Raw genomic sequence first — 18,146 nt, 5'->3', positions numbered from 1 at the left:
GTCAGAAGAATCCGGATGTCCGCCAGAAAATCAGGCGATCACACCCATGATGTCGGATTCCTTCATGATCAGCAGGTCTTCGCCGTTGATCTTGACTTCGGTGCCGGACCACTTGCCGAACAGCACGCGGTCGCCAGCCTTCACGTCAACCGGGATCAGATCGCCGTTGTCCTTGCGAGCGCCAGCGCCAACGGAGACGACTTCGCCTTCCTGCGGCTTTTCCTTGGCGGTGTCCGGAATGATGATCCCGCCGGCAGTCTTCTCTTCCGAAGTTACGCGGCGAACAACGACACGGTCGTGAAGCGGACGAAACGTCATTTGGCTTTTTCCTCTCATGCGGCGTGCCCCCATATGAAGCAGCACGCAATCCACTATGTTGATGGCTCGAGAGAGCACGGGTTTAATCCCGCGTCCTGTTAGCACTCCTCAACAGCGAGTGCTAACGCGACCACGATGTAGGTTCGGTCCCTTGCCTTGTCAATGGATCGATGGCGCAAAAAAATGGCCGCGCTGGGTGCACGGCCATTCACGACAGATCAGGGTTAAGGGAACCGGCGGGCGTGAGATCGGCCCCTAGAGACGAAGGAAGCCCCGCAGCGTCAGGCCCGGCCCGGACCGAAAGGCTGCCGGTCGCTCCATGCCTTCATCGGCTGCCACGAAGACAAACTGGGTGTCGGTGAGGTCGTAGATGGCCGGAAGGCTCTTGCCGGCGTCCTCGCCGATGGCATCAACCCAGGTTATCGATTTCGGCACTGTCGCGGGATCCAGGGTGAAGCTGCCTTCCAGCAACGTCGGTCCGTCCGGAACACCGACAAGGAACCGCGTCCCCGTGATGGTGGTGATCGCCTCCGGCGCGCCATGGGTGTCGGGCGGATTGACGACGCCGTTTTCCTCGAAACGAACCTGCCGCCATTGGCCTTGCAGCTTGTCCAGCTCCGCTGTCAGGCCATTGCCAGCGTCTTCCGGCTTGCTCATTGCAGCCGCTCGGACCAGGACTGGCGCTTGCGATAGATGGTCGACGGACTGATTTCCAGCGCGGCCGCAGCCAGGGCGATGTTGCCGTCAAAGGCATCGAGGGCATCCTCGATGATGCGCCGCTCCTGTGCCCACAGCGGCTCGATGCTGGAATGCGGGCGCAGTGGACGCACAGGCCTATGCCGGTCGCGCAGGTCCTCGACCGGCAGGCGGGCACGGCTGAACGTGTCGCGGATCATCAGCGGCAGCATGTCATAGCCGACGGTCACTGCCTCATTCATGACGACAATCTGGCGGATGGTGTTTTCCAGCTGGCGCACATTGCCCGGCCAGGCATAGCTCAGGAGCCGGGCTTCGGCATCGGCATCAAAGCTGCGGAACGAGCGCCCCTCCTCGGCGGCAAACCGCGCCAGGAACCCGAGCGCCAACGGCAGGATGTCGTCGCGACGGTCGCGCAGCGGCGGCACCTGCACCGGCAGGACATGCAGGCGGTAATATAGATCCTCGCGCAGCCGCCCGGCGGCGATCTCCGCCAGCGGATCGCGGCTGGTGGTGCTGACGACCCGGACATCGACATCCAGATCCTTGCCCGTCGCGGGCGAAGGCACCGTGCCGGTCTGCAGCACGCGCAGGAGGCGGCTCTGCAGGGCCGGTTCCATGTCGCAGATCTCGTCCAGATGCAGCGTGCCACCATCGCAGGCGCTGAGCAGGTCGGACTGCCCGCTACGGCCGGCGGCAAGTCCGCCGAACAGTTCGGCCTCGAGTTCATCGGCGCTGAGGCTGGCGCAATTGATGCTGACAAGACGCGCGCCGCTGCGGCCGGACTGGCCGTGGATCGCCTCCGCGCACAGGGTCTTGCCGGTGCCGGCCTCACCGGTAATGAAAACAGGGGCATCGGACGGTGCAAGCCGCCGGATCGTCGCATAGAGCTGGCGCATGGCCTGCGACTGGCTGCTGAAGCGGCCCAGCGGCTGGCCCGTTTCCGGTGCAGGCGCAGCCGCCTGATCCGGGGATCTGCGCGGACCCGACGAATGGAAACGGCCACGCTGCATGTCGAGCTGCGCCTGGACCTTCTGTGTCAAGGTCTCGAGCGAATAGGGCTTGGCGAGAAAATCATGCGCGCCGGCCCGCATTGCGTTCAGCGCCCGGGTCATCGAGCCTTCTGCGCTGACGGCAATGATGACCGCGCTCGGACAGCGCACGGCAAAGCGGGACAGGGCGTCGTCGCCGCCAATCGTCTCGATGTCCAGCACCAACACATCGGTCGGCTGGAGCGCAAGATCCTCCAGACACTGGCGCGCATCGGCATAAAGGATGGGCTCGGCGACGGCTCCGGGCAATTTCGCGCAAACCGTGGCCGCGCGCATTGCATCAGCCGTCGTCGCGTCAAGGACACGAACTTGGAGGGACCCATGCAGGTCCGGTATGCTCCCCATGCCCGGGTTACTCCCGTTATTGTGGTGATCCATGCGGCAGGATTGTCGATGTTTGTGCTCCAACATTCATCGAACAGGGTAAACAAAGCGTTGTCGGCCCTTCACTTTGCAGGCTGGCCGGCTTTGTCGCGGAAACCGGCGGGCGGACGCACGGCGCCGCCCGTCCCCCGCTTGCATGACAGGGTGAAAACTGGCGAGGCGCCAGGGCTCAGAACCGGCCGATCACCAGCCCGGCCGCGAAAGACACCACGGCGACCACGCCGACCAGATCGGGACGTTCAGAGAGCAAACGGGCCAGTGTCATCGAGCTGGATCTGTCCGCCGCCGCCTGGGTCCAGCCCGTCCCGGGCACGGCAGACGGCCGGCCAAGCGGCCGGAAGGGCCCCCGTTCCTCGCCGCGCCGGGCCGCCCCCCTGATGCCAGGGGCTGCGGCCTGCGTCGGCTCTTCCGCCCGTTCATCGACGGGTTGCTCGCTTAGCGGCAGCACGAACTGCGGGGCATAGGAGCCCTTCGGGATGTCGATGCGGATCGGATCGTCACGCCCGGTGCCGGCATAATACTCCTGCAGCCGCTTGCGCAGACGGGCTGCCTCGACGCGGACGATCGGATCCGTCGTCGGATTGAAATCCGCCCCGCGCCCCAGCGCCTCCGTCGCTATCGTGTAGCCTTTGAGGGCCACGGTCTGCCCAGGTCCCTGTCCATGCCCCTGTCCGGCCCCCTGTCCCAGTCCATGTCCCTGTCCATTTCCATGTCCGGGCCCCTGCCCTTGCGCGTTCACAGCCGCCTCGACCACATAGCGCAGAAAGGCGCGCAACTGGTCGGCAGAAGCAAATTCGGGGCTGGTGAGGATCTTGTGCAGGGCAAGGCGGACAAGATCGGCTTCGGGCGCAGGGTCCGGCCCCGCACTGATCGCAACATTGGGGCTCTGTTCGTCCGCGTCCCCCGCAGTCGCGTCAAGGTCCTGTCCGGCAAGGCCCTGTCGGGTAAGATCCTGTCCGGCGAGGTCCTGTCCGGGCGGCCGAACAGGACGTCCAGTTCCCCGATGACCTTGCATAACCCTGCCGGAAGTGGCCTCGGCTGCCCGGCGTCCATGCGCCGCTTCAGCGGGCCTTGTGCCGTCCTGCACACCCGTTTCTTCCATGCCGCCGTCCCCCGTTCTTGCGGTTGAGATCGAGCGGGGTGAAGTCCTCCCCAGAATTCCCCCAGGGGAAGGCTAGAACCGAGGCGGCAAAATGAAAAGCGGAAATCGTTAACCTGTGCCATGCTGGGCCGTATGGCCAGAGCGCCAGCATCGTGCGTTAACCGGGGACAATAGGCAAAAATTGCCTTGTGCTGCAGCAGGAAGGCTCGGAAGCCGCAGCCCGTTGGGGCAAAATCGTTAACACAATCTTGATTCGGGGCGGGTTCGACAAAACAATATGGGGCGCGGGACAACCCTTCTCATTCTGATCTGCATGGGCGTCATTGCCCTGTCGTCGGCGGCTGTCCTGGTGTTCCAGTTTGGCCGCCCGCCCGGCGAGGCGTTGTCCCTGTCGCTCGCGCTTTTGTGCACCATGATCTTGGTACAGGTCCTGCTCAGCCGCTCGCGGGAGCGCGGCGAAGTGGCTGAAGCGGTGGACCGTCTCGAGGACCGTCTCGCCGAGATCGATGACGATGTCACCAATCTCGAGGGACGTCTGACCGGCGTTGAACACACCGTGCCGCGCCGCACCCGGGAGGCCATTGACCCGCTGTTTGCCGAGATCGAGGTGCTCGGCACCCTGGTCAAGCAGATGGCCGAGGCCATGTCCGACATGGAAACCCGGATCGAGGACCAGCAAGCTCTGGCTGCGCCGCAGCAGATGGCCGAACTGGCGTATCACCCCAATGCGCCCTATGGCCAGCCGATGCCGCAGCAGTCCCTGCCCCAGGCCGGCTACCAACCGCATCCACAGATGTACCAGCAGCCGGCTCCCGGCTACATGCCGCAGCCGGCCGGCTATGCACCGGACCCGCAGCCGATGATGCAGCATCCCGGTCTGCAGAATTCCGGCCAGCAGCATGCCGGTCATCAGCCGTACCAGCCTCACCCCCAGCAGCAGGCCCCGTACCAGAATCAGCCCCAGTCCTATGAAATTGGCGGTGTTTCGCGGATGGAGCCGGTTCTGGGCGACCTTCCGCCAATGCAGCAGGAACCGCAGTCCGATCCGGCGATGCGCGAACTGATCCGGGCGGCGCTCAATGCCAACCGGGTTGACCTGTTCCTGCAGCCGATCGTGACGCTGCCGCAGCGCCGGGTAAAATACTACGAGAGCCTGACCCGCATCCGCGACACCAATGGCGAGATGCTCGAAGCCTCGGTGTTCCTGCCGGAAGCGCTGCGCGCCGGCCTCGTGCCGCGCATCGACAACCTGTTGCTGTTCCGCTCGGTGCAGGTCGTTCGCCGGCTGGCAACCCGCAACCGCGATGTTGCCCTGTTCTGCAACATCTCTTCTTTGTCGCTGGTGGACGAGACATTCTTCCCCGGCTTCCTTGAGTTTGTCCGCGCCAACAAGAATTTCGGCGAGTTGCTGATATTCGAGTTCACGCAGGACGATGTCGCCCAGATGGGCGTCGTCGAGATGGAAAGCCTGGCCGCCCTGGCCGAACTCGGGTTCCGCTTCTCGGTTGACCAGATCCACGACCTGAAGATGGACTTCCGGGCTCTGGCCGAGCGCGGCTTCCGCTTTGCCAAGCTGAATGCCGACTATCTCATTGGCCGCCGCCCAACCGATCACGGTCATATTCATCCGGCCGATTTCGGCGATCTCCTCGGCCGCTACGGCATGGAACTGATCGGCGACCATGTCGAGACCGAGTCCCAGGTGCTCGAACTCCTGGATGCCGACCTGAAGCTCGCCCAAGGCTTCCTGTTCTCCCCGCCGCGCCCTGTCCGCGCCGAAGTCCTGCAAGGCGCTCCGGCACCCGCGCCGCGCAAGCGCGCAGCAGGATAAAGCCGCCGCGCAAGCGCGCAGCAGGATAAAGCCCTAACCTCCCTTCCCGCGCCGCCCCGGCCTTGTGCCGGGACCTGTCAGGATGGCGATTGGGGTAGTCCCCTCTCATCCAACACCTGCGTAAAAAAAGGCCCGCCGGTAAAGGCGGGCCAGGCAATGTCGGCAAGGCAATCGCCGACGGGGCTGCAGGTTTGGTCGCTGCCGGCCGGCTGCGGGGGAAACGGGCCGGCAACATCCGGGAGAAACAGGGGTTACACGGCGAGACGCACCGGCGCCGAAGGCGCAGTCCGGGTGGCTGAGATCGCACCGAGGTCGATGATCACGGCACCGCCGAGTTCGCCGCGCGGTTCGGGCTTACCATAGGCTTTGGCAAAGTCTTTCGACGAACGGCCATCTACCAGGACTGCCGATGGATCCGCGAACAACGGTGTTCCCATCGCTGCTCGAACATCCCCCCGGGTCAGGCCGATGTCGCGCAGTTGCTCATCGGTCCAGGTGGTCAGTTCGGCAATCTGACGGCGATTGCGGAATGCACGCCACCCGTTCGCGACGAAACCGGAGAGCCGGCTGATCAGCGGGGCAAGGGCAAGGGCGTACATGACACAAATCTCCTTCGTCTTCGGAAAACGCTTTTCCGAACAAACAGTTCTTCATCTTTGGAACCGGCGGCGGCTGGGAGTCCGTTGCCGATGTCGCGACAATGCCGATCTTGAATGAATTGATCCAACGAATGTTTCTTATGGGTTCAATCACGTTTTGTGATACTCTGAAGTCAGTCTCAATTGCCCTCGCGTCGCCAGTTCCTTGCCAGGATTGCTGTTGCATGCGGGCGCTCGGGAGAGAATGATGCTGGATCTCGATCAGCTGCGGACTTTTGTCGCCATCGCCGAATATGGCAGTTTCACCCGCGCCGCCGAGGTCGTGCACAAGACCCAGTCCGCCGTCTCCATGCAGATGCGACGGCTGGAAGAGCGCATCGGCCGGCCGATCTTTGTCCGCGAAGGGCGCATGTCGCGCCTGACCGAAGATGGCGAGAAGCTGCTGCATTATGCCCGCCGCCTCGTGCAGCTGAATGACGAGACCCTCGCCGTCTTCGACGAAACCGAGGTGCAGGGCTGCGTCCGGCTCGGCACGCCGGACGACTATGCCGACCGGTTCCTGCCCGAAATTCTGGCCCGGTTCTCACGCTCCAATCCCAAGGCCGAGGTCAGTGTGGTCTGTGCGCCGACCTCCAACCTGATCGATCTGGTCTCGGCCAACGAGCTGGATGTCGCCATCATCACCCACGTCGAAAAGCCGGACCGGCCACAGCGGGACGAGGTCATCCGGCGTGAACCCTTGCTGTGGGTCGTCTCGGCGCGCCATGCGGTCGAGAACGAGGACGTGCTGCCGCTGGCGCTTGGCCGGGGCACCTGCAACTGGCGCCGCGCTGCCCTGTCCGCGCTCACCTCGATCCAGCGCGAGCACCGATTGCTGTACTCAAGCTGGAACTCGACCGCCGTCGGCGCGGCGGTTCTGGCCGGTCTTGCGGTGTCCGTGCTGCCGGAATCGGCCCTGCGCCCCGGCATGCGCGTTCTCAGCGAGGCCGATGGTTTCCCCAAGCTGCCTGAATGCGAGATCGCCGTGATGCGCTCCTGGCATCAGCGCTCGCGGGTCACCGAGGCCCTGGTCGAACACATCATTTCTTCACTCGACAATCTGTCTGTGCCCCTGGCCGCCGAGTAATCTAACACCGCTCGCTCGCCGTTTGTCTTTCTAGGAGATCCCTGCCATGCGCCTGTTCATTGGCAACAAGAACTATTCCTCCTGGTCGCTGCGGCCCTGGCTGCTGATGCGCGAACTCGGCATTCCCTTCGAGGAACAGCTCGTCCCCTTCGGCAGCGATGCCTGGAAGAGCGTCGCTGCCGTCTCGCCGACAGGCAAGGTTCCCTGCCTTGTGGATGGCGAGATCATCGTCTGGGATTCGCTCGCCATCAGCGAGTATCTGGCCGAGGGGCATCCGACGGTCTGGCCGGCAGACCGCGAAGCTCGCGCCTTTGCCCGCTCGATCGCCGCTGAAATGCATTCCGGTTTCCAGGCCCTTCGTTCCATGTGCAGCATGAACTGCGGCCTGAAGGTGCAGCTGAATGAGGTCAGCCCAGAGGTGGCGCGGGACTGGTCCCGGATCGATGCGATCTGGCAGGAAGGTCTTTCCCGCTTTGGCGGGCCGTTCCTGGCCGGTGACCGCTTCACCGCCGCCGACGCCTTTTATGCGCCTGTGGTTTTCCGCGCCCGCACCTACTCCCCCAGTCTCTCCGCCGCTGCCAGCGGCTATATCGCCGCCATGCTGGCTTTGGCCGGCATGACTTCCTGGTTCGAGGCCGCCCTTGCTGAACCCTGGCGCGATGCACCGCACGAAGACGAAGTCCGCGCCGCCGGCACCATCCTGGAAGACCTGCGCAAGGCGTGAGCCGGATCAATCAGTCAAGACGCGTCCCGGACCGGTCAGGGACGCGTCTGATGCTTATTTCGCCTTCAGCATCATGATGTTGCCGGCAAGGACCAGCCCCAGGCCGATCAGCGCGGCCGGGGTCCAGTGGTAATTCTCCACCACGGTCGAAACCGTCAGTGCCACGACCGGAAAGATCACGGTCGAATAGCCCGCCCGCGCCGACCCGATGCGGCCGAGCAGGGTCAGGTAGGAGGCAAAGGCCACCACCGAGGCGATCACCGCCAGATAGGCCAGGCTGCCAAGATAGACCGGCGTCAGCGGTACGCTGAAGCTGTCGCCGCGCAGGAGGCAGAACAGCCCGAGGAAACAGGCGCCATAGATCATGCCCCAGGTTGTTGCCGGCCGCACGGCGATCCCGGACTTCTGGTTCGAGGCCGACACCATGTTGCCCATGCAGAAGGACAACGTTCCAGCAATGCAGAGGCCCAGTCCCTTGGCGGCATCGACATTCAGTTCCGCCCCGACAATCTGCGGCCAGAACATCAGCGCGATGCCGGCAAAGCCGGTCAGCCCGGCCAGCAGCATGACCAGCTTCGGCCGCTGCGCGAACAGCAGGAAGCCGAGGATCAGGTTGAACACCGACGCCAGCGAGAACACCACCGCCAGTAGTCCCGAGGGCAGATACTGCGCGCCGTAATAGAACAGGGTGAAGTTGGTCGAGAAGATGAACGCCCCAAGCCCGGCGAAGCGCAGATGCGCCCTCAACGGAAAGGCCAGCAGCCGGTCCCGGGCGGCAAGGCTCCAGGCCAGCATGACGAGTGCCGCCAGCACGAAGCGCCAGAACACCGACACCTCCGGCACCACGCCCGCCACCTGCCCCTTCATGGCGATCCAGCTGAAGCCCCAGGCGAAAATCGTCATGCCGTAAAGGCCGAGATCGGTCGAGGTCAGGCGCGCCGCGCCCGGATTGGCAGTCTGGGCGGACATTGGGGTCGTCAGGGACATGGATTCTCCCGAAAGGGCATGAGTTTGTCAGCGTGCCGGCACAATCCTCCGGGCGCCAGCGAAACACAAATGAGAGTTCGTGAACTCATCCATTCACAACGCTGAAGCATTGTCGCCACACCCGGTTGCGATAGCTCATCCACCTGTCCCCTGTTGACGAGCCCGAGGATATTGCCGATTTAAACCCCACACCACACGGAAGCGGAGCCTTGCCGTCATGCGCGTTCTTGCCATCGAGAATTTTCAGGACACGCCTTATGGCAATGTCGGCCGCGCGCTGGACACGGCCGGGGTCGAGGTGGTCAAGATCCGCGCCTTCGAGGGCGAACCTGTCCCCGCCTCCGTCGACGGTTATGCCGGACTGGTCGTGTTCGGCGGCGGGCAAAACGCCCTCGACGATGAGGGTTCTCCTTTCCTGCCAAGGGTTTGTGACCTTATCCGCGGTTTCCACCAGGCCGAGCGCCCGGTCATGGGCATCTGCCTCGGCTCACAGCTGATCGCCCGAACCTTCGGCGGCCACAACATCATCGGCCGACCAATCGAGTTCGGCTGGCACGACGTGACCCCGACCGATGCCGGCCGCGCGGACCCGGTTTTTTCGGCTCTTGGCGATGGCGCGCCGCTGTTTCACTGGCACAATGACACGTTTGATCTGCCTCCCGAAGCCGTGCACCTGGCGACCAGCCGGCAGACGGTCAACCAGGGGTTCCGGCTCGGCCGCAGCACCTATGCCTTCCAGTTTCACTTCGAGGCGGCGCTGCCCGAAGTGCTTGACTGGTCAGAGACTTTTGCGGACATGATCGCGTCTGACACACCGGATTGGCCGGAGCGTCTGCCCCTGGAAGCCGAGCGTCATGCCACCCGTGCTGACGCAACCGGCAAGGCACTGGCCGAAGCCTGGACCCGTTTACTCTGCGCCTGACAGGCCGCTCTCCTCCCTTTGGAGGGCGGCTTCCGACCCGCTTCCCCCTGCCCTTTCGCCGCCGTCCGCGCCATATTGCGCGACAACAGCCACAGGACCGGCACCGGAGGCATCATGCATTTCGACCTGACCGAAGAACAGCAGCTCATCGCCGACACCGCCCGCAAATTGGCGGAAGACAGGATCGCGCCGCTGGCCGAAACGCTGGACCGGGGCGAAGGCCGCGCGGAATTTCTGAGCAATCTCAGCCTTCTGGCCGAGAACGGCTTCATGGGGCTGAACGTCCGGGCCGAGTATGGCGGCACGGAAGCCGGCACGGTTGCCTTTGCGCTCGCCATCGAGGCGCTTGCCCGTGCCTGTGCCTCCACCGCTGTCACCTGCTCTGTCAGCAACATGGTCGGCGAGGTCATCCAGGCCGTCGGCAGCGATGCCCAGCGCGCCGCCTACCTGCCCAGGCTCTGCGACGGCACCTATCCCGCCGGCGGCTTCTGCCTGACCGAGGCGGGCGCCGGATCTGACCCGGCCGGCATGCGGACGCGGGCGGTGAAGGATGGCGACAGCTATGTCCTGAGCGGGGCGAAACTCTACATCACCTCGGCCGAATATGCCGGCGTTTTCGTGGTCTGGGCGGTGACAGACCCGCAAGCCCCTAAGGGCAAAGGCATTTCCTGTTTCCTCGTGGAAGCTGGAACGCCTGGCCTCGTCATCGGCAAGGCGGAGAAGAAGATGGGCCAGACCGGCTCGGCCACCAACGAGGTGCTGTTCCAGGACTGCCGCGTTCCGGCCAGCGCCCTGATGGGGGCTGAGAACGGCGGCTTCCGCACCGCCGTCGGCGAACTGGCGGGCGGACGCATCGGCGTTGCCTCGCTGGCTCTCGGCATTGCCCGGGCCGCGATGGACGCGGCCAAGGCCTATGCCCGCGAACGGCACCAGTTCGGCCAGTCGCTGGCCGACATGCAGGGCATCCAGTGGATGATTGCCGACCGGGAAACCGAGCTGGAGGCGGCGCGTCTCCTGATCCTGCAAGCCGCCTGGGCCAAGGACCAGGGTAGGCCCTTCGGCAAGGAGGCTTCCATGGCCAAGCTCTTTGCCTCAGAAGCGGCGCAGAAGGCGACCTATACCGCGCTGCAGATCCATGGCGGTGCAGGCTACATCAAGGACTACCCGCTCGAACGTCACGCCCGCGACGCACGCATCACCACGATCTACGAAGGCACCAGCGAGATCCAGCGGTTGATCATCGCCCGCGAGGTACTGAAATCAATCTGACACAGGACTGCGTCATAGAGCGCTCCTGTTCCAATGCGAGCGCGACCTCCATGACCTTTCCCGCTCTGACGGGCACACCTGTGCTTGAAACCGAACGCCTGATCCTGCGGACATTCATCGCGGCTGACCTGCCGACTTTCCGCGCGTATGCGACGTCGTCCGACCGGACCCGATACACCGGCGGCCCCAAGCCGGAATACGCGGTTCAGGAAAAGTTCGCTTCCATGATCGGGCATTGGTGCCTGCGGGGGTTCGGGCGGTTTGCGATCACCTGCCGGGAAACAGGCCGCGCGATGGGTCATGTCGGTCCTTTTCAGCTCACCGACTCGGTCGGCCCTGAACTGACCTGGACCCTGTGGAGCGCAGAGTTCGAAGGTCGCGGCTTCGCTCTTGAGGCGGCTCGGCGGGTCAATATCTGGCTGGCTAAGGACCTGGGCTGGCATCATGCGCACTGCGAAATCGACGCCGACAACGCGCCCTCCCGCCAGCTCGCCGAAAAGCTCGGCGGAGAACTGGACGCAAGCGCTGCCCCTGGCTGGATGGCCAATGGCGTGACCTACCGGTTTGATCTTGCTTCGGTCGAGGCCTGAGACTTCGGCGTCTGGACTGCTCTTACGTCAGACAAGACGCGTCGGCGCATGGGCACCAGGGATCAGACTGCGGACACATCCTGCGTTGTTCGCCATTCTCTCGGCGTCACCCCGGCCGAGCAACGCGAGAGCCGGGGCCCACTCGCTTCCAGAGCAGAGATGGCTGGCATTGCACTGTATCCACCTACGTTCCGCTGGCGCAGCGCCCCTCTGACCCACCTTGATCATCTCTGCCGCTCTACGAGCGAGTAGGTCCCGGATCTCCGCTTCGCTGCGTCCGGGGTGACGCAAACAGCCACACCAACAAAAAGCCCCGGCGCTTGCGCACCGGGGCTGATGTCATGATCGTTCAGCGGTGCTGGACAGATCAGGCGGCCTTGATGTCCTTGATGGACTTCTCGACAGCTTCCTTGACCGGCGAGGTGACGTCAGAAGTCAGCTTGGTGGCGAACTCCTGCATGTCCTTGGCCTGGGTGCTCAGCGCGTCAAACTGCTGGCGGGCGAAGGTCGACTGCAGCTCGATGGCTTCAGCAACGGTCTTGACGCTCATCAGGTCCTTGAAGAACGAGAAGGTGGCGTCGGTGTTCACCTTGGCAGCGTCGAGCGCCTTCATGTTGAACTCGACAACGCCCTGACGCGAGGTCTCGAAGGTGTCTTCGAGCATGTCGGTTGCTTCTTCAGCGGCGGTCTTGACCTTGGCGTAGGCATCACGTGCCTGCTCGATGCCTTTTTCGGTCATTTCACGAACCATTGCGGGAACTTCGATCTTCGGCATGGAAAAAGCCTCAAATTCAGAGAAAGGGGATGCGGCGGTTGCCGACTTGGTGGTCTTGGTGGCGCGCGGCTTCGGCGCGGCCTTCGGTGCCGGAACTTCCGGCGAAATCTCTACGCTCATGTGTCATCTCCTGCTGGGGCCAGAGCCGATCACGTGGCAATCGTCCGGCTGGGGGACGTGGGCAGCGTTGCCGCCCGTCCCTCCGTCATTCGCAGGGTTAATATAGGGGAGAATATATTGCATTGCAACATTATTTTGCAGTGCACAATAAACGCGAACAGGGGTTCATCCCGCGCAGCCTGATGCCACCGGATTTTACGTTTAATATCAATAGCATCTCTCACCCAGCAGCGAACCGGACATCGCTCGGCGCGAGACCCGGCACCTGACGGCGCGGACCGGATCACCTAAAAAGATCCGTCCGCGCCCTGAATGTGTTCAGCACCCCAGGCCAAGACCGACGAGGAAGCTTGTCAACGAACGGAAGAGGTCAGTCCTTGGCGGCCCGGGCAGCATCCTGCGCGGTGCGGGTGGCGGCATCGCCGATATCGCGTGCCTGTTCGCCAAGCTGCTCCATCTGGCGGCGCAGATACTCCTGCTGCAGTTTCATCATTTCTTCCATGTCCTTGGCCCGGACCATCTGCTGGGCAAAGCGGAAGGCAGCGTCGACATGTTCCTCGGCATAGCCGAAGGCCTTGCGGTTGATGTCCGCCGTTCCCGACTGAACGGCAGAAGTGGAGCCTTCTACATTGGCTACGGCCTTCTGGGTAACCGTCATGAAATCATCGAATGCCTTGCGCGCCTGATCAACGCTCTTTTCAGCGAAGTCACGCATCTGCTCCGGAATTTCGAAACCGTTCTTGTCTGTAGCCATTTCAGCACTCCCCGTACTTGTTTCCCCGGCGGGGCCGCCACGCGAGAGAAACCCGCGAACCGCCTGCGCCCACAGACAGCAGCTTCCACGCAGGGGATGACCGGCCCATGACAGCCGGATCTCTCTGCACGTATCAGTTGCCTTGTCAAAATTCGTAGCATGGGGCCTGGCATCCGGCAATTGCCGCCGGGCAATCCGCGTAGGCCCCTTCCCGCAGCGGCAGCCGGCCGATGGCAAAAAGACCGCCACGAACAGCGGGAACAAACGCCAGATGAATAGAAAAAACCCTTTCAGATTAACCACAAGGCAAGGCGTCGTCTGGCAAGGCAGCCCCAGTCATGGACGCCTTCGGGCTTTGACGGTATTAACTTGATGTTTACCGGATTGACCGCCGCCAGGAACGGCTGCGGCCAGTGCGGACGGATGCCTCCTCAGACACCGCGTCAGACCGGTGCGGTGGCGGCAAGGCAGCTTTTCGCGGACGGCAGAGGGAACCCGATGGACCAGAACCTGACGACTTTCCTGGCGCTCAGCGCCCATGCCGACCTCGCGCCCCTGATCCCGGCGGACCGCCCGGCCTGGCTCTGGGCCGCCAGTGGCGACCGCATCCTGTGGGCCAATGCGGCCGGCGCCGCCTTCTTCGATGCGAAGTCGCCGCAGGCGCTGGCAAACCTGTCCGGCCTCGACCGGGCACAGGCACGGCCACATCTTGCCCGAATTGCCGCAACCGGGCCAGTGGACCGGCCAAGCCTCGAACGCCTGCGCTTCTACAAGGGCCTGAAGGTGGTCCTGTTCACCTGCCAGTGCCGCCGGCTGGAACTGGGGACGGGCGAAACCGCCGCGCTGATCATGGCTGCCGACGGTCCGGTCCGGGCCGCCCGGCCGGATGCCGAGTTTCTGAGCCTCGTGGCTGCCGGCGCATCCGGCATGACGCTGGCGCTGGCCGATGCCGACGGCATGCTCATCGCACGCGAAGGCGATGACGCTGCCGCCCTGCCCCAACGAATTGCGCCGAACGAGGACACGGTCTTGCTTGCGGGTGTGGCGCACCACCTCATCCGGTTGCCGCTCGGAACAGAGCACTGTCTGATGCTGGTCGATGGGGACCCCGCCGAAGACGACAGCGATGACGACCTGGTTCCTGAAGTCCTGCCCGGCGGGACAGCGGATACGCCCGTCGCAGCGGCGCCAGCCCCCGGCCCGAACGATGACTTTGAGGCGGACACGATCAGCCTCGCAGGGCAGGCAACAGACAGGCCCGTCGCGGAGGCGCCGGATCTTCAAGCGTTGGCGCCCGTCGCGGCGATCGACACCGCCCAGCCAGATGACGCAGCAACTGTTGCTATGCCGATTGCGGCGATGCCGGAGAACACGGTCCCGGGCACCATGCCGGAGCTGGCCGCACCCGACCCGGTGGAGACGCCTGCGGATCCGGCAGATGCGGTCGAAGCGGGCAGTTTTGCCTTGCGCGGTCGCCCCGTGCGTTTTGCGTGGAAGATGGACGTCGACCAGCGCTTCACCTTCCTGTCCCCGGAATTTGCCGATGTGCTCGGCAGCAAGGCCGCTGATATCGTCGGCCTGACCTGGGCCGATGTGGCAAGCCGCTTCGGCCTCGATCCGCGCGGAACCATCGCCAAGGCATTGGCGCGGCGGGATACCTGGAGCGGCAAGACCGTGGACTGGCCCGTGCCGGGCTCAGGCGTCCGCGTACCGGTGGACATGGCCGCCCTGCCGGCCTTTGATCGCCGCCGGGTGTTCGAGGGCTATCGCGGGTTTGGCGTGCTGCGCCCCGGCGACGCGCTGGAGGACACCGCCCCGCCGTTGGAAGCCAGATCTGCCGACGCGCTGGCCGACACCCCTTCAGCCGTTCCAGAAACCAGCCTAGCCAGCGACGCAACGGTGGACACGCTCGCCATCGACCCGGCAACCATCCAGACCATCGACCCGTCCGGTGCCGCCGCCGAGGAGCCGACCGTTGCCGAACGTCCCGCCAGCGTGGACGCAGAGACAACCCGGCCGCCGATACCGGCCGCCCCTGAAGACGGACCTGTCGCAGTTGTTCTGACCACCCTGGAGACTGCGGCCGATCTGGTCGACACCACCGGTCCGACCCATGATGCTGAGGCACTGGCCGAGAGCATTCCGCTGCCGGAAGTCGCAGGAGACCCGTCTGACGTCGGCCAGATGTCGACTGAAACTGGTATGGATTTTGGCCCGCATCCTGGTCCGCATCCTGGCCCAGAATCGGAAACCGGCATCCCGCTGCCGGCGCCGCTGTCCGAACTACCCAACGACGAGGTGACGGATCCGACAGCAGCCCTGCACCAGGACAAGCCCCTCGGCCTGTTTGAAGTCCCTGTTCGCCCGGCGGACCCGGAACGGGTCGGAATTGCCGGCGACAAGCCGCTGCCGCCCAAGGAAATCGAAAAGGCCGTGCGCACTCTGGCGCGCGAGTTCGACGCCGCACTTGAACGCCGGGCGGCCCGCCAGGCCGCTGACAGTGCTCCGGCACGGGCCTATCGCCAGTCACCGACCGAAACCGCATCCTCGTCCTCGACCGCAAGCCCCGACGCCGTGGAACCTGCAGTCCCGCAGGATCCGCCGAGCGCTTCCTCCGTGCCCGAGCTTCCGGCACCCGCTGTTTCCGAGCCGACCCCGGCCGAGGCTTTCGTGTCTGCGCTGGTTGCTGACGAGGCGAAACCAGAACCGACCGAGCCGGCGGAGGCAGATCCCGTCGACGTGCTCGCCAAGGCCTTGTCCGCGTCCTCTGAAGCCATGGAACCACAGCAAGCGGCCGATCTTCCGGCAAGCTCATCTCTGCCTGCGGACCTTGCCGAACCCGGGCGGGAAGTCAGCACGATCATGCCTCAGCCGGAAGCTGTCACCGAGGCTGAGGTTGAGGTTGAGGCTGAGGCCGAGTTTGAGGCTGAGTTTGAGACTGAGACGGAAACTGAGGCTGACATCGAGGCACCGGACGGGCCTGTCGCGACTGAGAGCTTGCCCGCGGACCCTCAAGGCGACGCCACTGCCGACCGTCAGGCGTCCCCCGGGACCGGAGACACGCCGACGACCCCGGCGGACGCTCCGTCCGGACCAGCGGCAGCGCCTGATCGCGCGGACAATCGCGTGGTTCCGTTCACGGCCCCCGGCGGAACACGGGTGCCACGCATGGTGCCGGTCGATACCTCGCGCCTCACCAAGCCGGAACGCGCCGCCTTCCGCAAGATCGCCGAAGCGCTCGGCGCGCGGCTGGAAGGGGACTTCGAAGAGGAGGACGACGAGACTGCGGCCACCGTTCAGGCCACCGTTCAGGCCGCTGTGCAGACGCCTGCTGCTGCGGACACCGGACCGCTGCGTCCGGTTGCGCCCCCGGCTGAGCCGATCGACCCGCGCCTGCTCGACCGGCTGCCCATCGGCATCGGCATCGTCCGCGACCGGGAAGTGCTCTATGCCAACGAGACGCTCCTCTCCCTGCTCGGCTATCCGCACATCGAGGCGCTTGAGGAAGCCGGCGGCTTCGAAGCAATTTTCGTCGATCCGGAACACATGCCCGGCGACCGGCTGGAAGGCACGATCGACGAGGCCATGCTGCTGCGCCGTGCCAATGGCCGCCTGTCTCCGGTGGACGCGCGGATGCACACCGTGCCGTGGAACGGCGGACGCGGCCTGATGGTTTCCATCGTGGAACGTCCCGTCGCCGCCCAGCCGGCCTCGCCGCAGCCAGCCGCCAACACGGCCGATATGGAACTTGGCCTGTCGCTGGCGCGCGAGCAGATCAGCGAGATGGACACGATCCTGGAGACGGCCACGGACGGCGTGCTGCTGCTTGACCGCTTCGGCACGATCCTGAAGGCCAATGGCTCGGCGGAGGCGCTGTTCGGCGCCGCCCGGTCTGACCTCGTCGGCACGCCGCTGACCGGGTTCCTGGCCCAGGAAAGCCACCGCTCGGCGATGGATTATCTCGATGGCCTTGCCCGCAACGGCGTTGCCAGCGTGCTCAATGATGGCCGCGAGGTGATCGGCCAGGTGTCGTCAGGCGGCCTGATCCCGCTGTTCATGACCATCGGCCGGCTCGGCTCCGGTGATACGCTGAAGTTCTGCGCCGTGCTGCGCGACATCACCCAGTGGAAGGCGGCGGAAGAAGAACTGACCAAGGCCAAGCGGCAGGCGGAGAACGCCAGTTCGCAGAAGTCCGACTTCCTCGCCAAGATCAGCCACGAGATCCGCACGCCGCTGAACGCCATCATCGGCTTCTCGGAGGTGATGATCGAGGAACGCTTCGGCGCCATCGGCAACGAGCGCTACAAGGAATATCTCAAGGACATCCGCACCTCCGGCTCGCATATCATGAGCTTGATCAACGACTTGCTCGACCTGTCGAAGATCGAGGCGGGCAAGATGGACCTGACGTTCGAGGCCGTGTCCGCCAATGACATCGTGCGCGAATGCGTCGCCCTGATGCAGCCCCAGGCCAACCGCGAGCGGGTGATCATCCGCGCCAGCCTGCCCGGCACCGTGCCCAATGTGGTGGCGGACCTGCGCTCGCTGCGCCAGATCGTGCTGAACCTCCTGTCCAATGCGATCAAGTTCAACAAGTCGGGCGGCCAGGTGATCGTCTCCACGGCGCTGGAGCCCTCGGGCGAGGTCGTGCTGCGCGTGCGTGACACCGGCACGGGCATGAATGCCAAGGATCTGGCCGCCGCGCTGGAACCCTTCCGCCAGGTGCACACCGCTCGCCATGGCGGCGGCACCGGCCTCGGCCTGCCGCTGACCAAGGCGCTGGTGGAGGCCAACCGCGCCGGCTTCAAGATCGACAGCGTGCCGGACCAGGGCACGCTGGTGGAGATCACCTTCCCGCCGCAGCGGGTGCTGGCGGAGTAAACGCTGCCAAAGACAT

The 18,146-nt window shown here is 64.6% G+C and carries 15 protein-coding genes; 7 read left to right on the top strand and 8 right to left on the bottom strand.

Annotated features, from left to right (window positions below; genetic code table 11):
• Positions 1 to 30 precede the first annotated feature (30 nt).
• From groES to ACTIFE_RS03200, 4 genes are all read right to left on the bottom strand, one after another.
• Positions 31 to 318 carry a co-chaperone GroES gene (gene groES / locus ACTIFE_RS03215; RefSeq protein WP_439527727.1) on the bottom strand — a complete coding sequence of 96 codons (288 nt, stop codon included), beginning with the start codon at positions 316 to 318 and terminating at the stop codon, positions 31 to 33.
• 255 nt (positions 319 to 573) lie between these two features.
• Positions 574 to 975: a TIGR03067 domain-containing protein gene (locus ACTIFE_RS03210; RefSeq protein ID WP_439527726.1), complete on the bottom strand. Its 402-nt coding sequence runs from the start codon at positions 973 to 975 to the stop codon at positions 574 to 576.
• Positions 972 to 2,411 carry a sigma-54-dependent transcriptional regulator gene (locus tag ACTIFE_RS03205; protein ID WP_439527725.1) on the bottom strand — a complete coding sequence of 480 codons (1,440 nt, stop codon included), beginning with the start codon at positions 2,409 to 2,411 and terminating at the stop codon, positions 972 to 974. Before ACTIFE_RS03205 ends, ACTIFE_RS03210 begins: the two co-directional genes overlap by 4 nt.
• A gap of 208 nt (positions 2,412 to 2,619) precedes the next feature.
• Positions 2,620 to 3,552 (bottom strand): hypothetical protein, encoded by a 933-nt coding sequence (locus ACTIFE_RS03200; protein WP_439527724.1) that lies wholly within the window; start codon positions 3,550 to 3,552, stop codon positions 2,620 to 2,622.
• A gap of 277 nt (positions 3,553 to 3,829) precedes the next feature.
• Between ACTIFE_RS03200 and ACTIFE_RS03195 the strand changes: the two genes are divergently transcribed.
• Positions 3,830 to 5,383: an EAL domain-containing protein gene (locus ACTIFE_RS03195; RefSeq protein WP_439527723.1), complete on the top strand. Its 1,554-nt coding sequence runs from the start codon at positions 3,830 to 3,832 to the stop codon at positions 5,381 to 5,383.
• A gap of 251 nt (positions 5,384 to 5,634) precedes the next feature.
• Here ACTIFE_RS03195 and ACTIFE_RS03190 read toward each other — a convergent pair whose 3' ends face one another.
• Complete coding sequence (locus ACTIFE_RS03190) at positions 5,635 to 5,982, bottom strand: DUF1127 domain-containing protein (protein WP_439527722.1); 348 nt, start codon at positions 5,980 to 5,982, stop codon at positions 5,635 to 5,637.
• 247 nt (positions 5,983 to 6,229) lie between these two features.
• Here ACTIFE_RS03190 and ACTIFE_RS03185 point away from each other — a divergent pair, with 247 nt between their 5' ends.
• Both ACTIFE_RS03185 and ACTIFE_RS03180 read left to right on the top strand, forming a co-directional pair.
• Positions 6,230 to 7,108, top strand: coding sequence for a LysR substrate-binding domain-containing protein (locus tag ACTIFE_RS03185; protein ID WP_439527721.1), 879 nt, complete (start codon positions 6,230 to 6,232; stop codon positions 7,106 to 7,108).
• A gap of 46 nt (positions 7,109 to 7,154) precedes the next feature.
• On the top strand, positions 7,155 to 7,832 hold the full coding sequence (locus ACTIFE_RS03180; RefSeq protein ID WP_439527720.1) for a glutathione S-transferase family protein: 678 nt from the start codon (positions 7,155 to 7,157) through the stop codon (positions 7,830 to 7,832).
• 54 nt (positions 7,833 to 7,886) lie between these two features.
• On the opposite strand, the gene ACTIFE_RS03175 is transcribed toward ACTIFE_RS03180, so the two are convergent.
• Positions 7,887 to 8,819, bottom strand: coding sequence for a DMT family transporter (locus ACTIFE_RS03175; RefSeq protein ID WP_439527719.1), 933 nt, complete (start codon positions 8,817 to 8,819; stop codon positions 7,887 to 7,889).
• Positions 8,820 to 9,036: 217 nt separating this feature from the next.
• Here ACTIFE_RS03175 and ACTIFE_RS03170 point away from each other — a divergent pair, with 217 nt between their 5' ends.
• From ACTIFE_RS03170 to ACTIFE_RS03160, 3 genes are all read left to right on the top strand, one after another.
• Positions 9,037 to 9,741 (top strand): type 1 glutamine amidotransferase, encoded by a 705-nt coding sequence (locus tag ACTIFE_RS03170; protein WP_439527718.1) that lies wholly within the window; start codon positions 9,037 to 9,039, stop codon positions 9,739 to 9,741.
• 114 nt (positions 9,742 to 9,855) lie between these two features.
• The gene (locus tag ACTIFE_RS03165) at positions 9,856 to 11,010 is read left to right on the top strand and encodes an acyl-CoA dehydrogenase family protein (RefSeq protein ID WP_439527717.1); all 1,155 of its coding nucleotides are present in this window, start codon (positions 9,856 to 9,858) and stop codon (positions 11,008 to 11,010) included.
• Between the two features lie 50 nt (positions 11,011 to 11,060).
• Positions 11,061 to 11,600: a GNAT family N-acetyltransferase gene (locus ACTIFE_RS03160; RefSeq protein WP_439527716.1), complete on the top strand. Its 540-nt coding sequence runs from the start codon at positions 11,061 to 11,063 to the stop codon at positions 11,598 to 11,600.
• Between the two features lie 367 nt (positions 11,601 to 11,967).
• Here the strand turns inward: ACTIFE_RS03160 and ACTIFE_RS03155 are convergent, their stop codons facing one another.
• Positions 11,968 to 12,495 carry a phasin gene (locus ACTIFE_RS03155; RefSeq protein ID WP_439527715.1) on the bottom strand — a complete coding sequence of 176 codons (528 nt, stop codon included), beginning with the start codon at positions 12,493 to 12,495 and terminating at the stop codon, positions 11,968 to 11,970.
• Positions 12,496 to 12,865: 370 nt separating this feature from the next.
• Positions 12,866 to 13,249 carry a phasin gene (locus ACTIFE_RS03150; protein WP_439527714.1) on the bottom strand — a complete coding sequence of 128 codons (384 nt, stop codon included), beginning with the start codon at positions 13,247 to 13,249 and terminating at the stop codon, positions 12,866 to 12,868.
• A gap of 498 nt (positions 13,250 to 13,747) precedes the next feature.
• Between ACTIFE_RS03150 and ACTIFE_RS03145 the strand changes: the two genes are divergently transcribed.
• Positions 13,748 to 18,130 (top strand): ATP-binding protein, encoded by a 4,383-nt coding sequence (locus ACTIFE_RS03145; protein WP_439527713.1) that lies wholly within the window; start codon positions 13,748 to 13,750, stop codon positions 18,128 to 18,130.
• The last annotated feature ends 16 nt before the right edge of the window (positions 18,131 to 18,146 follow it).

This window comes from Pannonibacter sp., assembly GCF_051860505.1.
Lineage (GTDB): Bacteria > Pseudomonadota > Alphaproteobacteria > Rhizobiales > Stappiaceae > Pannonibacter.
Note: the sequence above shows the minus strand (reverse complement) of the source record. Positions and strands in the feature narration are given on the sequence as shown.

Excerpts from the sequence above, each read along its gene's own strand:
- groES (WP_439527727.1), bottom strand. The coding sequence starts at position 318 with ATGACGTTTCGTCCGCTTCACGACCGTGTCGTTGTTCGCCGCGTAACT.
- ACTIFE_RS03210 (WP_439527726.1), bottom strand. The coding sequence starts at position 975 with ATGAGCAAGCCGGAAGACGCTGGCAATGGCCTGACAGCGGAGCTGGAC.
- ACTIFE_RS03205 (WP_439527725.1), bottom strand. The coding sequence starts at position 2,411 with ATGGGGAGCATACCGGACCTGCATGGGTCCCTCCAAGTTCGTGTCCTT.
- ACTIFE_RS03200 (WP_439527724.1), bottom strand. The coding sequence starts at position 3,552 with ATGGAAGAAACGGGTGTGCAGGACGGCACAAGGCCCGCTGAAGCGGCG.
- ACTIFE_RS03195 (WP_439527723.1), top strand. The coding sequence starts at position 3,830 with ATGGGGCGCGGGACAACCCTTCTCATTCTGATCTGCATGGGCGTCATT.
- ACTIFE_RS03190 (WP_439527722.1), bottom strand. The coding sequence starts at position 5,982 with ATGTACGCCCTTGCCCTTGCCCCGCTGATCAGCCGGCTCTCCGGTTTC.
- ACTIFE_RS03185 (WP_439527721.1), top strand. The coding sequence starts at position 6,230 with ATGCTGGATCTCGATCAGCTGCGGACTTTTGTCGCCATCGCCGAATAT.
- ACTIFE_RS03180 (WP_439527720.1), top strand. The coding sequence starts at position 7,155 with ATGCGCCTGTTCATTGGCAACAAGAACTATTCCTCCTGGTCGCTGCGG.
- ACTIFE_RS03175 (WP_439527719.1), bottom strand. The coding sequence starts at position 8,819 with ATGTCCCTGACGACCCCAATGTCCGCCCAGACTGCCAATCCGGGCGCG.
- ACTIFE_RS03170 (WP_439527718.1), top strand. The coding sequence starts at position 9,037 with ATGCGCGTTCTTGCCATCGAGAATTTTCAGGACACGCCTTATGGCAAT.
- ACTIFE_RS03165 (WP_439527717.1), top strand. The coding sequence starts at position 9,856 with ATGCATTTCGACCTGACCGAAGAACAGCAGCTCATCGCCGACACCGCC.
- ACTIFE_RS03160 (WP_439527716.1), top strand. The coding sequence starts at position 11,061 with ATGACCTTTCCCGCTCTGACGGGCACACCTGTGCTTGAAACCGAACGC.
- ACTIFE_RS03155 (WP_439527715.1), bottom strand. The coding sequence starts at position 12,495 with ATGAGCGTAGAGATTTCGCCGGAAGTTCCGGCACCGAAGGCCGCGCCG.
- ACTIFE_RS03150 (WP_439527714.1), bottom strand. The coding sequence starts at position 13,249 with ATGGCTACAGACAAGAACGGTTTCGAAATTCCGGAGCAGATGCGTGAC.
- ACTIFE_RS03145 (WP_439527713.1), top strand. The coding sequence starts at position 13,748 with ATGGACCAGAACCTGACGACTTTCCTGGCGCTCAGCGCCCATGCCGAC.